This window comes from Bacillus sp. PSXD-155, from assembly GCF_049310765.1.
Taxonomy (GTDB): Bacteria; Bacillota; Bacilli; order Bacillales; family Bacillaceae_G; genus Bacillus_A; species Bacillus_A cereus.
On sequence record NZ_JBMOWC010000076.1, the window covers coordinates 1 to 16,416 of the forward strand.

Sequence of the window (16,416 nt, forward strand, 5' to 3'; positions counted from 1 at the left end):
ATTTTTATTTCATGTATTTTATACAATAAATATTTACAAAAAATAAATAAACAGGTGTTAACAAAATACATTTTTCTTGTCGTTAGTATTATTTATTTTCTAACATACGACTTTATATTTACACGTAGTCCAAATACATCTTTACATGTGCCTTATCTAGAATGCTTCTTAGTAGTTTCTTCGCCTTTATTTTTAAGTATTCGTTTTCTTCTATGTGTGTCTATTTGTATGATATGTAGATTCCTAATCGCTATTTATTATTTTCACGTTAACTATCCAATAAAATTAGTTTTATTGTTTATAACAATCATTATTACGTCATTTTTTGTATTTCTTTCATTAAAATTTTTAGTGCGAAAAATAAAAGCTTCTTATGAAAAACAAATGAAAGAAACAGCTTTATCGGTAATGAAGATCATGGAATTAAAAGACCCATACACTAAAGGACATAGTGAACGTGTAGCAAATTATGCTACTATTCTTGCGAAAGAAACAAATGAATATAATGATAATTATTTAAAAAAATTTCATTTTATTTGTTTATTACATGATATAGGAAAAATAGGTATTCCTGATGAAGTTTTAAATAAAACCTCTTCTCTTACAGAAGAAGAATATAATATTATTAAGACACATCCTCAATTAGGATTAGAAGTTTTTAAAAATATATCTTTAATAAAAGGTAGTGAAGGCATAATTCTTTCTCATCACGAAAGATGGGATGGAAATGGTTATCCTCAAAAATTAAAGGGAAATCAAATACCGTTATGTGCTAGAATTGTTGCGATAGCAGATGCATTTGACGCAATGACTTCATCAAGAGCCTATCGTTCGGCCCTATCTCCTGAAGAAGCTTATAAACGTATTATAGAAGGCTCCGGTACACAGTTTGATCCATTAATAGTAGAGATTTTCAAAAGAGTATTTCCCTTATGGAAAAAAATGATTCCGAAATCTTTTAGTTAAAAATTCATGTCACGAATTAATTCATATAGAAATTAAAAATGTTATACTTTTGCTATATGGGGTTACCATACATATCCATCAACTTATGAACTCATAGTTCTTCAAAAAAACTTTATTTCACTACAGTTGTCTATGAGAGTTTAGTTCATTTTTTAAGGTTTTGGAGAACAAACATCTTTTAACTTGATAGCGATGGGGTACCTTCAGCATTTTTGAAAAACCCCATGCTAAGAGCATGCAAGATTTTATATAGTTTTTCGGCTCATTCAGTAACAAAGGAGAATCCTAAAACTGTGCCAGGATAGTAATGTATAAAAATATGCATAGAATTATAGAAAAAGGAGAACCCCTTGTGAGAATAGGGTTCTCCTTTTTCCTTGCTACCAATAATGAGACGTTATGTTAAAAAAATCGTTTACCATATACAGCTTAAAAACAGAAAAAGACTACCTTTTCCTAGTTAAAAGAAGTAGTCTTTTTCTATTACGCAATTGGGTTTCATAAGAGATGCTCTATCGCATCTTGGATAGTTTGCTCAAAGTATTACCCTTTGTTTGTTAACTTTATTGTTGGCTAGATTGTTGGTTCTTTTTAGCTTCCGCTTGAGCATTTTGTTGTTTTACTGCTTGTACATCTGTTTCACTAGCAAATTCTGTTCCAAATTTGTTAGATGTAGATGTAATGTTTGTTCCTACAGAAGTTTTGTTTGGTTGTTTGTTATTATTCATTATAATCACCTCCATAAAAATTAATGTTCCCAATAGGATCGAAACTATACCAAAAAGATCTTAACGAATATACGATTGCTAATAATAGGACGTTATGTTAACTTCAAATGTATAGAATATGCAGTAAAAATAAACCCCTTTTCTTTGATGAAATTGAAGTGAAGGAGATGAAAACATGATAATATCCGCAATAATTGCTGTAGGAGAAAATAATGTAATTGGTAAAAATAACGATATTCCCTGGAGGCTTCCTAATGACTAGGCATATTTACGATGAATTACTATGGGATACTCTATCCTTCTAGGAAGAAAGAATTATGAATGGATTGGAAAACCTTTAGATGGACGTAAAAATATTATCTTAACAACAAATAAAAATTATAAGGCCGAGGGCTGTTATATAGCTTATTCGATTGAAGATGCCCTTTCTAAATGTGAAGAAAAAGAAGTATTTATCCTTGGAGGAAAAGAAATTTATCAGTAATTTCTTCGTTAAACTCAAAAACTATACAGAACCAAGATTCATGCTACATTTGAGGGAGAACGTTACTTCCTAAAAATTTACTTCTCTTTATGGAAAGAGATATATACTGAAAAAGGAATTCAAAATGGTAAAAACCCATATGAGTACTACTTTCATGTATTTGAGAAAATAAGCCTATAATAGAACTTCTAATAACGAGAATTATGTAAATGAGCTGTCCATATGGGTGGCTTATTATATTTTTTGCTTAGCGTGTTTTTTTTTCAAAATGCTAGCAGTACCCCATGCCTATCAACCTAAGATTTTGAAAGTACCCCCAAACGAAAAATTTACTTCTCTACAGTTAGTTATTTATGCGAATTCAGCTCATTTTTTACATCTAGCGGGTTATTCTTTGAACGTTGTCGTACTTCTGTTTGAAAATAAATAAAGCAAGTTCTATTCATCCAAAAACACCCCTGATTTCCATTGTGTATAGGAAATCAGGGGTGTTTATCGGTATATAAAACTTCAACATTATTAATAAGTCTTCTTTTAAAATATAAATGGTTAAACAGATGAAAAAACTTCGATTGTTATATCATCCCTTATTTCTTAAATAAAGGTGCTATTTTATCAATGCGATTTGTCCAAATTCCACCTGTATAATCGTCAGGAAGGCGTTTTATATCTTTAGATGAGTCAAATCCACTTGAAAACCCAAATCCATTTCCTCCTACAACGATAACTCGAGTATCTGCTTTATCCATTCGATTAAGAAAACGATTTGGCCATCCCCAAAGCCAAGGAGCTACTTTGTCTGGTATATGTAACTCTCCATGCTTCAGGCTTGAAGGCATGTAGCCAGTCCACCCTAACGCAATATAAGTAAGAAGATCCTTTTTCATGGTTGCTTTTGACATTGTTCGTAAACTAGGGATACGCTCTTTTATCGCAGCAATGGGCTTATCGCCACCATATACAGTTAGTTGATCAAGGCGTTTTGCCGGTAGTTTCTTGAGGTGAGCAGCCAATTGGATTCCTTCATTTTCATCATCACTTTTAATATGAATAAGAAAAGAACGATCTGGAAAATGGGTAAGTACTTCATCAAGTGTTGGCATAAGATTAACCCCTTTACCACGAAACGGGAATGTTTTACTCCCATCAGCTGTATAACCGTAACCAATATCAAGTGCTTGTAATTCTTTTGTTGTAAAATCTCTTGTAACACCTTTACCATTAGTACGGCAATCAAGAGTCCAGTCATGAAAAATAACAAAATTACTATCTTTAGTTGGTTGAACATCAAACTCTACTAGATCAGCTCCAGCTTTAAATGCCGCTTCCATAGATGGAATTGTATTTTCTAAATAAGAATGTTCAGGTTTATTTATACGTTCTGCTGTACATGTATCACCCTCAATCCCTTCCATGCTAAATGTCTGCGAAAGTCCTCGGTGAGCAAGAAGAAGAGGAGTCCCCTCGGCCCTCTTAGCAAAAAAAGAACTGTTATTTACATAAACAAATACGAATAGGATAAGAATTATCCAAGTCATCTTACGTTTCAGTAACCTTTTTATTTTATTCATTGTATTCTCCTCTTAAATATTAGTTGAAATGATTTAAACGATGTTTGTCATTTAAATATTGGTAAATGTTACAACCTATCTTATTTTTTCGCAATGGTTATGATTGGTAATTAAAGGCTGGTACTTTGATATAAAGTGGGAGCGATAGAAAAGTATTTCGTAACTAGTATCAATGATTTCGCCATATTGCCATTAATCTAAGATGAATCTATACCCATATTGTGTAAAAAATGCTATTCTTTTTGTAGAAATATACAGAAAGGATGGCGTTTTTGTATGAATCTATCGATTCAAGATGAGTTTCATTTATTCGCTGAAGAACTGCAGTGATATCTATCTTCACATGTTCTTCAACAGCTCGCACCGGAGACAGGTTTGGTAAAACGTAAAAGCAAGTATGGCGTACGAGATTTGGCCGCTTTATGTATTCGGATCAGTCAACATGTAGCAAGCGATTCTCTTACTCGATTGTGTAGTCAGCTTTATGCAAATACAGCTACACTTATGAGTCCAGAAGGACTTAATCAATGTTTTAACCGATAAGCTGTGTTATTTCTACAGCGTGTATTTTCCCTTTTAATCAAAAGCAATCTAAATGATTCGTCTCAAATTCCAAACCAATACACTTCTTATTTTCAACGTATACGTATTTTAGATGCTACTATTTTTCAAGCATCCAATCATTTAGTCACTATTTATCCAGGTTGAGGAGGATGTGCACAAACAGCAGGTATTAAGATTCAACTAGAGTATGATTTACATAGTGGGAAATTCCTCAATTTTCAAATGGAACCAGGTAAAAACAATGATAAAACCTTTGGTACAGAGTGTTTGGATACCTTACACCCAGGAGATTTATGTATTCGAGATTTAGGATACTTTTCTCTAAAAGATTTAGATCAGATGGATCAACGGGGAGTATTCTATGTTTCACGGTTGAAACTAAATAATAGAGTATATGTAAAAAATGAATCTCCAGAATTCTTTCGGAATGGGACAGTAAAAAAGCAATCTTTATATGTCTTGCTTAACCTTGAAGATATTATGCATCAGATAAAACCAGGAGATACTTATGAAATTCAGAATGCCTATATTGGACAACAAAAATTACCCTCACGAGTTGTAATATAGACTCACATCAACTCAAATTCATAAACGTAGGAAACAACAAACTTATGTTGAAAAGAAAAAAGGAGTTACATACTCTGAAAAAAGTAAACGTTTAACAGAAATCAATGTTTATATTACCAACATCCCATGGGAAATTGTTCCGATGGAACATATTCATGATATCTACTCTCTACGCTGGTAAATAGAGAGTGTATTTAAAACATGGAAATCTCTTTTGGTATCAATCGTTGTCACAATGTTAAGCGGGAACGTCTAGAATGTCATCTTTATGGCCAATTAATCGCTATTTTTCTTTGTTCTTCCACTATGTTCAAAATGAGACAACTGTTACTACAGAAAAAGCAAAAAGAATTAAGTGAATATAAAGCTATTTACATGATTCAAAATCATCTGTATTTGGTGTATGAAGCTCTACAAAAAAGTATTCAAGAAATAACAAAGATTTTTCTCCATCTTTTTAATCTCTTACAAAAAACAGACGGAAATTTCACCAGTATGAGAAAAAGACAGTCCTTGATATTCTGGGCATTGTTTATGAGTATAGCGGTTTAAGAAAACAAAAGAAAGCTGCATAATTTTTAAAAATGATGCCTATCTAGGTTTATTTGGCATGCACATTCATAAAATTGTACCTCTACTTTAAGAATATTTTAGTTCTGATGATCAGAAGTTCATTTTGTTTTTGTTCTTAAGTTGATGGGCATGTAGCAGTACCCCAATTATAAGAATATAATATGAGAAACAGCTGGCAAGTTATCTCCGCTCTATAAGATTTTCTATGAAACTAGTACCTAAAAGAAAGGTGATCTTAATATGAAGCTTGAAACTAATAGACTGATGTTAAAAACCCTTGATCTTAATCTAATTGAGGCTGCAGCCCAGCGAGATATACAGGCGATTGAAGCAATGGGATACCAAACCAACGGTGAGTGGCCAGGTGCAGATTTTTTTGAAGCTTTACCCTACTTTCAGGAACTTTTGATTAAAAATAATGGAACTAAAGGATTTGACTCCTGGATTATTGTGGTGAAAGATACCAAAGAAATAGTTGGCGGCATTGGATTTTTTGGTAATCCTGATTTAGACGGTATGATTGAGATTGGCTTTGCTACTAATGAAAGTCAACGACGCAAAGGTTATTGTTTTGAAGCTGCCCAAAAATTATTAAACTGGGCATCAAATCATGATGAGGTCAAATATATCACAGCCAGATGTGAACTTGATAATATCAATTCTAAAAATGTTTTGATGAAATTAGGGTTCCAAATGGATCACAGAGATACAGAATTAATTTATTGGAAATATAGTAATAATGGACAAATCTTATTTTAAAGCTACACTAAGGTTTTGCACTACGTATCAAGCCAATAAAAGCAAATACTTTCAAAACGAAAAAAACAAAATTTTCATTCTAGGGTGTTATAAAATCCTTAAGTTGATGGATATGTATGGTGCCCCTAATAACCCTTACAATTTTGTAATATTAATGTCACTAAAATCAATTTTTTCACTATAAGCCCTTTACTATAATTTCTATATACAAAGATAAGGAGAGAGTTATATGAAAAAATCGCTAGTTATATTTATATTATTCGTACTGTTTTCTAGTTTTGCTATAGGATGCGAGAGATCACCTACTATAAATAGAATGGGAACTGAACAATACTATGTACAAATAACTAATAAAGGTGAGATAAAAGGTAACCAGCGTTTCTATAATTTATCTACTTATAATAAGGATGGAGTAGAAAAAACAGTTACATTTGGAAGTGTAAAACCAAAAGATACCCCCCTTAAAGAAAATGCCTTCATACGCCTTTATATCGATCAACAGGATAACAACAATACAGAGATAAATCATAAAGAAGTAAAATCCTATGAGGAAGTTCAAAAAGACGATTTACCTTCAAAAGTAAAAGAAAAATTACATATTAAATAGTTAACCAATCAAAATAAAGGATGCTCTCTTATACAAGGATGAGGTAGTACCATATCGCTATTAAACTAGCAGAATAAAATATCCCCTTAAATGAAAAAATACGCTATTCTTTCTGTAGAATCATAGGAAAGGATGGCGTTTTTGTATGTCTATTTCTGTATCTGATAAATTACAACTATTTGCTCAAGAGATTCAAAGTTTTTTTATCTTCCAATACCTTACGGTATCTTGCTAGGGATGTTGGTTTTGTTCAGTGAACTAGTAAGTATCAAGCAAAAGATTTAATAGCTTTATGCGTATGGCTAAGCCAAAGTGTAGCAAAAACTCCCTTAGCTCAGTTATGTAGCTGTTTAGAAGCATCAACAGAAGGAGATACCATTGTAGTTGAAAGTATTTCACGTTTAGGACGCAAAACTCTAGATATTCTAAGTATTATCCAACAGTTCGAAAAAATGGGAATTTAATTTGTATCATTGAAGGAAAATATGGATACAGGCACACCTACAGGTAAGGCTATGTTACAAATGATGTGTGTTATTGCTGAATTAGAAAGGAATTTAATTGCTGAACGAGTAAAAGAAGGATTAGAAGCGAGTAAAAAACGGGAAAAAAATTAGGGAGATTGAAACTAGAAAAAGAAAAACTTTCAATTGCATTACGTATGTATGATAGTAACGAATATTCTATTAAAGAAATCATAGAAGGAACTGGAATATTACAAGACTCTCTTTATTGAGCAATTAACAAACGAGAAATTGAAGAAACACGGAAGTAAAAATATTTTGTGTTTCTTCAATTTATATTATTTCATTTGAATACACTATCGGATTTCTGGAACGAATATTCTTTTTACTTGGCTTTACTGAAAAAAGATAGCATACCAAAGTGATAAAAGAAAGGTGCATTCAACTACAAAGAATGCGTATTTTTAAAATTTCAAAAACTTATTTTAAGTTTATTTTATACTAAGGATAGCATTTTGGGTTTGTTAGTATGAATTTATCGATTTTAATTAACGAATACTATGTAACGTCTGCAAATGGTCAAATGATAATATTAGGGAATCCAGTTTCAGTGCCTCCAAAGAAACCACCTTTTATACTCACAAGATATAGATTATATTCCTCAAAAATGATAAATCCTGTTTTAGTTAGTTTTGGTTGAACTACATCAAAAGCGTGAATTTTTTCTTTAGATTTCATAACCTTTTTTAAAGAACCGAAAGCATTTTGATAGTATTTTCGCTCTGTTTTTGGTAGTTTTTTAGAGATATAACCATTGCATCTAATGTAACTGGATATTCTATAACGCCAAAACGTACATCAATTTTAGTATATTTTGGATTAGCCATAATGTATCTGCTTTAAAAATGTAAGATTTAAACCAAGCATAACAAATCCATTTACGACTATTTTGTCATATTTTGTAGAATAAAAATAAAAAAGAGAGCCGTAGCCATCTAAAATCATTTATCAATAATTATCCCCACTAAATTCATAATAATATGAATTTGAATTATCACAGCAGATACATGTTGTCTGTTGGATAAATAATGGATCAAGTCTGGCATTACCATCAGAATTTGAAAACGTTATACTTTGAACATCTTCAATTAAAAAGGTCTTTGTCTCTCCTGGTGTTAATGTAATTATTAGTGGAGTTGTTGAATTAAATGTTCTAATAGTTAATGTAACAAAAGCAGCGAATACAGGATTATAACTAAAACGAATTACAGTTTTATTATAGTTAGTTGTAAAATTCTCAAATACAGTTATTGGAGGACCAGGAGGAATATCAAGAGCTGTAGGAGTGGTTTCAGAACCGAAAATTGTAAATGTTTCCACTCATAAAAGAGTTAAAGGTTGTCCATATATATTATGAAATATATTTTAATTTATTTGGACGTGTAGAAATAGAAAATAAAAAAAGAGAGACTCCGCTTATGTGAAGATCATTTATCTAGTATTGAGCATTTAATAATTATGATAAGTACAAGCAACATAGGGAGGTGTGTTTATGAATGGAAAAAATGAGTTTCTGAGTGGATCAGCATTTGATCTTAGTTTACTGGGTCCTACATTCCCGCCTATTCCGCCATTCACTTTACCAACTGGACCGGCTGGTTCTACAGGTCCTACAGGTTTCACAGGTCCTACTGGACCAACGGGGTCAACTGGAATTGGAAGTACTGGTCCAACCGGTCCCACTGGAGAAACTGGAATTGGTATAACTGGTCCTACTGGACTTACAGGTGTAGCAGGAGCTACAGGAATAACAGGCCCAACCGGTCCAATTGGTTTAGGATCTTCTTACTTTTTTAATCAAGCAACAGAGAGGTTGGATATTCCGGAAAATCCGGGTTTCACTTTCCAAACTATTTTACAAGTTGAAGTAACTACAAATATACCAGGGGAAAGAGTAAGGCTAGATTCAATGATTGAAACTTTAATTGAAACTTTTAACGAAGAGAATGTTTATACTAGCCGTTTAACTTTTAGATTCACACGAACTGGAGGTGTACAAATAATCGAGGCTGACTCACACGTAATTAATTTTGTTAAACCAGTAGGATCTAGTTCTGTTATAATTGATATCCATAATTTAACGTGGACTGATTTACCTCCTGGTCCAGGAACTTATAACTATTCACTTGAAATTCGTCGAGGCACAGGTGTTTTTGAATTCAATATAGATAGGGTTCTAGTTTTAGCTAGGTCAATCGATGCCATTGTGTTTCCACCGTCTCCATAAATAAACAAAAATAAGAGAGCCCAAAGGCTCTCTTATCATATTAAGGGTTATCATACATGCCCATCAGCTTAAGAAATTTTAATACTTTTAAGGACAAAAAACGTCATCATTTTAAAACAGGCTAGATTAGAAATGATAACGTTTTTTAATGTATCGATACTAATTCACATTAGTCTTTCTAATGATGTGATGCTATACCATGCTAATTAAAAAGACGAAAAAGAGACCTTAACAATACAAGAATCTCTTTAAATTAGAAATTCTGTAACTTAATTAAACCTAATTCTAGATCTAAATATTTTTGTCTCTTTTTTCAAACGTTTTCAGCTTGAAGCTCATATACTTAAAAAACTAGACAAACCAATCATTATCATTATCCATGTAGACAAATAATCACCGTTAGCTATTAGTTTATTAAAGAAAGAAGCCAATAAAACTTATATATGCTACAGGGAGAATTCCACTTAAATAAAGGGTTTTTCGAGATGATAAAAAGATTTGAGTAACTATTATAACAATAATAACTAGTATTCCAACTACAGGTTTCATAATTAAATAGCCCTTTCTTTTTTATATTTTTCTATAATAATTTTAGTCGCATCTAAACTAATTCGTTCATCAATAACAAACCCCTTAATCATATTTACAAACTCTACATCGTCTTCTTTGCTGGGTACTTTAATCTTTTTTATTAGCCTATCTAATTTGGCACGTACTGTTGGATAAGAAATATCATATAAGTTAGACATATTTTTTAAAGAACCTGAATTCAATATATAATTTTCTATAAATTCTAAAAATATTCATCCAAAGAGAGAATCTCATATAGAGTTTAAGTATAGACTTTTCTATTGAAATAAAATAGAGATTCTTGTAACTGTACGGTGATAGAAGTACAGGTTAATTTACATACATTATCACTACAGTTATTAATTAAATCTAAACATGCATCATCCATAAATTAGATACTTAAATATTTACAGTGAATTATATTATCTTTTTGATGCATATATATGATTATATGTCGTATTTTGTCGATTATTATTGTATAATGTATTTCTTAATCACTATATAAAAATGAGGTGAATCCAATGTCGTTTTTAAAAAACAGTAAAATTGGTACAACATTAAATGTATTGGTAATTATAGCGAGTGTAGCTTGTATAATATTATCTATACTAGGATTTTTGGGGCTAAAAAAAGGGGAGCGTGCTTCTTCTACGATGTATGAAGATAGTTTATTACCAATTCAGTGGATAGGAGCTATAGAGTCTAATTTTTATCATATTAATATGAATGTAAAGGAGATTATAATATCAAAAGATGAAAAAAGAACGAAGGAGCTTACGACAGAAAATGATGTAACTCGTACAGAAACTAATCAGTTATTAAAGAACCTTGAGTCTAGAGTTAATTCTAATAAAGAAAAGGAATTGTATACAACATTTCTTGAAATATTTAATGAATTAAGAACAAAAATGAAGAAAGTACAAGATTTGGGACAATCTAATAATGAAGAAGCATATGCTTATTATTTAAAAGAGGTTGACCCTGATATAAAAAAGGCAACTCAGGCAATTCGTGAACTTATCCAATTTAATAATAATAATGCAGAGCAATTACAAGAAAATAATATTGACAGTGCAACAAATACCATAATACTGTTTGTTAGTATCTCTATTATAGCAATTGCAATCGTTATCTTTATTGGTCACATCATTAAAAGTGCAATTAAACAACCAATTTTATTATTGCAAAGGGATATGGAGCAAATTTCTGAAGGTGACTTAACGATACGAACTTCTTATAAAGCGAATAATGAATTGGGAAGCATTGTGAAGTCTTTTAATAGTATGCTGCATAACTTACAACAATTAATTGGTCAAGTGAAAATCACAACAAAAGAGGTTATTTCTTCGACTGATGGGATGTTACAAGATACTAAACGAGCATCTCATATATCAAGAGAGGTCGTTCAAACTATATCTGAAGTTGATAAAAAAATAGAAGGACAAGTTACAAGTATTCAAGAAAGTTCCTCATCAATGGAAGAAATTGCGACTGGTGTTCAAACAGTAGCTGAGTCTTCAGCAACGGTTACAGAAGTGGCTGTCACAACAACAGAACAAGTTAATGCTGGTAGTGAAGTAATCAAACAATCAATACTTCAAATGAATAGCATTCATGAAGTTGTTGAAGAAACATCAAAAGTAATAGAGAGGCTTGTTACACGTACGCAGGAAATTGATAAAGCTCTGAATGCGATCACTAACATCGCTGAACAAACAAATCTTCTTGCCTTGAATGCCTCAATTGAAGCTGCACGTGCTGGAGAAAATGGGAAAGGATTTGCAGTAGTGGCAGCAGAAGTTGGAAATTTAGCTGAACAGTCTAAAACATCTGCATATGAAATCAATCATTTAATACAAGCTATTGAAGAAGATACAAAAGATACAGTTGCTGCAATGCACAAAGGTCATCAAAAAGCTTTGGAAGGAAAAGAAACTGCTAATAAAGCAGATCAAGCATTCTCAGATATTATGGTGGCGATTAATAAAATTACTAGCCAAATTCAAGAAGTATCTGCAGCGACAGAAGAAATGTCTGCCGGTACAGAAGAAGTAAATGCCTCTATGTCGAGTATTTCTGAAACCGCAACGCAAGTAGCTAAGGAAACAACTCAAACTGTACAGTCAATCCAATCACAGGCAGCCTCAATTGAAGAGGTATCGAATCAATCAAACAAAATAAAAGAAAAAGTAGAAGCATTATCAGAATTAGTTTCGAAATTTATTATTGAGAAACAAGACAAAGAGAAATAGAATATATTGAAATGGTAAATCATTAAATTTATGATACAAACTTTGAATTTTCCATACAATATCTTTTAGATGAAAACAGTGCGAAATATATAATACTTAAATTACATTTCTAAAGGGTTGACAATTACGCAATAAATAAGGTTGTATTTTATTGCAATGCTATTTTAATGAAAGAAAGTGATGATTTAATTGAATTTACTTAGAAACTAAAAGTGTCTCTCCAATACGATTTGGAGAGACTTTTTTTCATATATCATAGCAACTTATCTCCTACTTATAATAAGGTTAAAGTGCTTTTAAGGTATTTATGGAGTGCCAATAGTGCCTGCTAGTAATGCAGCAATTCGATCTAAAGCTTCCTGTACTGTAGTAGGGGGAAGAGGAGCCCAATTTACTGGGTTAATAGGTGTATAAGCTAAATCGAAAGCATCATCAACTCTAATTAAAGATGTATTTGTTCCTATAAGGTTTATCCGTGAGCGAATAGGTAAAGAATCAACTGTTGCTCTGACTCTTGTAATAACATCATTAACGCCATTGACAATTAAATTCCCTGAATTAGGGCTGGGATTGAAGATGTTCTCTGTAATAGCAAAGCTGGTTAAATTTAAAGGATCGATTGGAATATGACCAGATAACACATTAATAATGACATTACCATTTATTCCTCCACCAACTAAATTGACTTGGGTATCTGTGGTTGCTTGCGAATTAATAGTAATATTTCCACTAGAAACGAATGAAGCAAACATCACCATATTAATTCCATTTTGAGTATAACCGGTGGATAACATTGAGTCACGGATATTCACTTGATTTACAGAAGTCGATAAGGCTGTGAATATAGGAGTAGGGGTTATATTTACACTAACAAAGAATAATTTACCTGAAACACTTTGTGCTGTTTGAAAGTTAAAATTAAGAGGTCCACTTAGTAATGTCAGATTGACAAACCCAGATCTAGGATCCTGTGAAAAGTTCAAATCAAACCAAGATGGATCATTTATATCAAAAGGAATTTGTAATCTAGTTAATAAAGTACTAGTTCCTACTAATTGCACGTTAGCTTTTAAATGAATCAATGGCTCAATATAGTTACCAGGTCCAATAGAGATAGCGTAACGTTTAGTTATATTTAAAGGGTCTGGAAATGGGGCAATAGCATCCGTTATTGATGCCATTGCTGCAGTGACTGTTAAAAACGGTGCACATTCAGAACCATCAGCGATAGCATCATTACCAGCTTTGTTTACATAGACTATTTGAGTGAATATTGGTAGTGGTTCTATGCATCCAGGTCCGGTGTCCCCAGTAGGTCCGGTGTCCCCAGTAGGTCCGGTGTCCCCAGTAGGTCCGGTGTCCCCAGTAGGTCCGGTGTCCCCAGTAGGTCCGGTGTCCCCGGTAGGTCCGGTGTCCCCGGTAGGTCCGGTGTCCCCAGTAGGCCCGGTGCCCCCAGTAGGTCCGGTGTCCCCAGTAGGCCCGGTGCCCCCAGTAGGTCCAGCGTCTCCAGTAGGCCATCGGGTGGTCCAGTAGGCCCGGTAGGTCCAGTGGGTCCAGTAGGCCCATCGGGTGGTCCGGTAGGTCCAGTGTTACCGGTAGGTCCAGTGTTACCGGTAGGTCCAGTGTTACCGGTAGGTCCAGTGTTACCAGTAAGTCCAGCATTGCCGGTAGGTCCAGTGTTACCGGTAGGTCCAGTGTTACCAGTAGGTCCAGCATTGCCGGTAGGTCCAGCATTGCCGGTAGGTCCAGTATTGCCGGTAGGTCCAGTAGGCAGTGTGAGTGGTGGAATAGCTGGTAAAGTAGGTCCGACTAAATTAGAATCTACTGAAGCAGAAGATAAAAACTTATCCATTATATTTTCACCTCTGAAAAATTCGTATTACTAATAGTAAATGGGAGAGAGACAAAGTGAACTAGACAAAAACGTGTGTTTTATAAATTAAACAAAATAGTTATTTTAATCAAAAAGAGCACCATATGCCCTAAAGGTGCTCTTGGACCAAGAACTATATATTTTTATAGTCCGTATAAGTATATGGTGTTGCTAATAAATAGTGCATCAAAAGAAAAGCATACTGTACAAATCAAATTGTGAGTTAAGGAAAGAATATCACATACCAAAATGATAGTAATGTAATCCATCCAATAGTAAGGGTTATGTATTTTAAAATTTTCATAAATGCTTCTTTTAGATATAGAGTGTACCAAGCTAGAGAATTTAATTAATTTTTTAACAAAATCCTTATTTGGATTCATAAGAAAAAGACAACATATGAAGGGGATTATTGTCTTAACAAAAGTGAAATTTTATGAAAGAAAAGAGGAGAGACAATAATATATGCTTGTCCAGTTTAAATGTGAAAAGGTTTTAAAATTAAAGAGCGACTTCCAAGGCGCTCTTTAATCAAAACTAATGTTGAAAAAGGATACTCAAGATATCGTATATAAGGTTTTTAGATAGGTGCAGTTTTATAGCAAAATTTTCATTTTGTCATAAATAAAAAAGGCGATTGTTTTCGCTTCCCCTTTTTATAAAGCAGAGCAACTTTTTCAGAAATAAAATAGGAATGATTCCTAAAAAGGTTATAGGGTATAATCCCATTTTCATAACTTAAGTGACGAGTTTAAGTTATAAGAAAGGTATGACTACATTATATGATAATTTATCTAACAGGGTTACAAATAAAAGAGTGAGGAAGTACCGAATAGGTTAAATGAGTTCTGACTTAGCACCTATCAATAGTATGCGTTTTAACTGGTTACCAATTGATTTTAGTCTGCAACATCAGAATCGAATGTATTTGTTGCACTCAAACCATTAAAGGTATTGATAATAAAAGCATCATTAACAGATCCTGAACCATTATAAACTTTTTCATTATTTTTTGGAGAAACATTATAAAAATCACCTAAATTAAAAGAACCATTACTGTTTTACACCACAAGATTTCCGATAACAGACGGTATATTTTATACCTACTTTCTTAGGAAGTGTTTAAGTTAGTATATGTTGTATGTGTTTAGAGAGGCATTTGAGTTTGAAAATTCAAAGCTATAGCTAGTGAAAACTTAATAAAATAATCCTTCTACTTCTAAGGATAGTTTAAATATTTTAATTTTGGATATTAGACTATTATACAAACAAATCCATTCAAATAGTTAATATATATTAACTATTTGAATGGATTTGTATTTATATAATATCAAGGAGAGGAATTCATATTGTTTCAGTATACAGGGCGCGTTGCTTTTACAGTAGTGACTGTTCCAGCTACATTAACTTTAATAAATAATCCTTCTACAACTAGAACTGTAACTCTTTCAAACAATGAAGGTGGTTCTTTGACAGCAGTATCTGCCGGTATAAGTGTTTATCTTATAGGATAAATATATAAGTTGAAAATAATTTTTTTATTAGAAATCAGTTATATTACTTTACAAATAAATATTTTTAAAGTAAAGGAAAAGTATTTATTGTCCAGGTAGAAAACTATAGGTTAACAATTAAAATTGTTTTAATATTGCTAGTAAAAGTAGATTATAATACAATAGCCTTTTATTTTCGAAAGAATCGTTATACGCAGCTGTACAGAAATAAAGTTCTCTTTTGATTAATAGATTTGCTATTAAAAATCAAGATAAAGATACACGTATATATAACTGAAGTAATTCCTATGTAAAAGGTAACCACTTTCTTGTCTGAAAAGTATCCATTTTCATGTCTTTGTCCAGGTAGAGACATATTCAAATGCAAATCGGTCATCTTCGCGTTAAATTCATACCTAACGAATAGGTCTGTTATGTGAGTAGAAAACAATAAATTATATACTTTAAAAATAAGAGATGCTTAAATATTTATTCTCATGAAATCGAAAATATAAAAAGGGAAATGTGTGAAATTAATTATGTTAATTGCATACTTATGCAATTAACTAGAAGTGAATTATTTTATCTGTTGAAATAATTTCGAATTAAAAGAATTATAAAAAACGTTAACCTTTCTAAACAAGTTGGAAAGGTTAAC

General features: G+C 32.3%; 9 protein-coding genes and 8 pseudogenes. 10 read left to right on the top strand and 7 right to left on the bottom strand.

Features of this window, described 5'->3' with window-relative positions:
* Positions 1-966 (top strand): HD-GYP domain-containing protein (locus ACO6VI_RS30865; RefSeq protein ID WP_422424965.1); only part of this gene is annotated, 966 nt, incomplete at its 5' end.
* A 563-nt stretch (positions 967-1,529) separates the two neighbouring features.
* Here the strand turns inward: ACO6VI_RS30865 and ACO6VI_RS30870 are convergent.
* A complete protein-coding gene (locus ACO6VI_RS30870; protein WP_065223493.1) occupies positions 1,530-1,694 on the bottom strand; it encodes a gamma-type small acid-soluble spore protein in 165 nt (54 codons plus the stop codon).
* Between the two features lie 175 nt (positions 1,695-1,869).
* Between ACO6VI_RS30870 and ACO6VI_RS30875 the strand changes: the two are divergent.
* Positions 1,870-2,358, top strand: a pseudogene (locus ACO6VI_RS30875) (dihydrofolate reductase).
* Positions 2,359-2,765: 407 nt separating this feature from the next.
* On the opposite strand, the gene ACO6VI_RS30880 reads toward ACO6VI_RS30875, so the two are convergent.
* Complete coding sequence (locus ACO6VI_RS30880) at positions 2,766-3,749, bottom strand: glycerophosphodiester phosphodiesterase family protein (protein ID WP_422424967.1); 984 nt, start codon at positions 3,747-3,749, stop codon at positions 2,766-2,768.
* Positions 3,750-4,025: 276 nt separating this feature from the next.
* Here ACO6VI_RS30880 and ACO6VI_RS30885 point away from each other — a divergent pair.
* From ACO6VI_RS30885 to ACO6VI_RS30905, 5 genes and pseudogenes are all read left to right on the top strand, one after another.
* A pseudogene (locus tag ACO6VI_RS30885) lies at positions 4,026-5,455 on the top strand (IS4 family transposase).
* A 238-nt stretch (positions 5,456-5,693) separates the two neighbouring features.
* Positions 5,694-6,212 carry a GNAT family N-acetyltransferase gene (locus ACO6VI_RS30890; protein ID WP_065223495.1) on the top strand — a complete coding sequence of 173 codons (519 nt, stop codon included), beginning with the start codon at positions 5,694-5,696 and terminating at the stop codon, positions 6,210-6,212.
* Between the two features lie 229 nt (positions 6,213-6,441).
* Positions 6,442-6,819: a YxeA family protein gene (locus ACO6VI_RS30895; RefSeq protein WP_422424968.1), complete on the top strand. Its 378-nt coding sequence runs from the start codon at positions 6,442-6,444 to the stop codon at positions 6,817-6,819.
* 145 nt (positions 6,820-6,964) lie between these two features.
* Positions 6,965-7,187 (top strand): annotated as a pseudogene (locus ACO6VI_RS30900) (IS4 family transposase); the annotation flags it as partial.
* Positions 7,185-7,555, top strand: a pseudogene (locus ACO6VI_RS30905) (recombinase family protein); the annotation flags it as partial. The pseudogenes ACO6VI_RS30900 and ACO6VI_RS30905, both read left to right, overlap by 3 nt.
* Before the next feature lie 334 nt (positions 7,556-7,889).
* Here ACO6VI_RS30905 and ACO6VI_RS30910 read toward each other — a convergent pair.
* Positions 7,890-8,170: pseudogene (locus ACO6VI_RS30910) on the bottom strand (hypothetical protein); the annotation flags it as partial.
* 665 nt (positions 8,171-8,835) lie between these two features.
* Between ACO6VI_RS30910 and ACO6VI_RS30915 the strand changes: the two are divergent.
* A complete protein-coding gene (locus tag ACO6VI_RS30915; RefSeq protein WP_422424970.1) occupies positions 8,836-9,570 on the top strand; it encodes a collagen-like triple helix repeat-containing protein in 735 nt (244 codons plus the stop codon).
* A 253-nt stretch (positions 9,571-9,823) separates the two neighbouring features.
* Here the strand turns inward: ACO6VI_RS30915 and ACO6VI_RS30920 are convergent.
* Positions 9,824-10,119: pseudogene (locus tag ACO6VI_RS30920) on the bottom strand (hypothetical protein).
* A gap of 2 nt (positions 10,120-10,121) precedes the next feature.
* Positions 10,122-10,373 (bottom strand): DUF2089 family protein, encoded by a 252-nt coding sequence (locus ACO6VI_RS30925; RefSeq protein ID WP_065223498.1) that lies wholly within the window; start codon positions 10,371-10,373, stop codon positions 10,122-10,124.
* Positions 10,374-10,661: 288 nt separating this feature from the next.
* On the opposite strand from ACO6VI_RS30925, the gene ACO6VI_RS30930 reads away from it, so the two are divergent.
* Positions 10,662-12,392, top strand: a complete 1,731-nt coding sequence (locus tag ACO6VI_RS30930) for a methyl-accepting chemotaxis protein (RefSeq protein ID WP_065223499.1) — start codon at positions 10,662-10,664, stop codon at positions 12,390-12,392.
* Positions 12,393-12,697: 305 nt separating this feature from the next.
* Here the strand turns inward: ACO6VI_RS30930 and ACO6VI_RS30935 are convergent.
* Both ACO6VI_RS30935 and ACO6VI_RS30940 read right to left on the bottom strand, forming a co-directional pair.
* Positions 12,698-14,244 (bottom strand): annotated as a pseudogene (locus ACO6VI_RS30935) (exosporium leader peptide-containing protein).
* Positions 14,245-15,164: 920 nt separating this feature from the next.
* Positions 15,165-15,359, bottom strand: a pseudogene (locus tag ACO6VI_RS30940) (spore germination protein).
* A gap of 255 nt (positions 15,360-15,614) precedes the next feature.
* On the opposite strand from ACO6VI_RS30940, the gene ACO6VI_RS30945 reads away from it, so the two are divergent.
* Positions 15,615-15,779 carry a hypothetical protein gene (locus tag ACO6VI_RS30945; RefSeq protein ID WP_155119732.1) on the top strand — a complete coding sequence of 55 codons (165 nt, stop codon included), beginning with the start codon at positions 15,615-15,617 and terminating at the stop codon, positions 15,777-15,779.
* Positions 15,780-16,416: the final 637 nt, after the last annotated feature.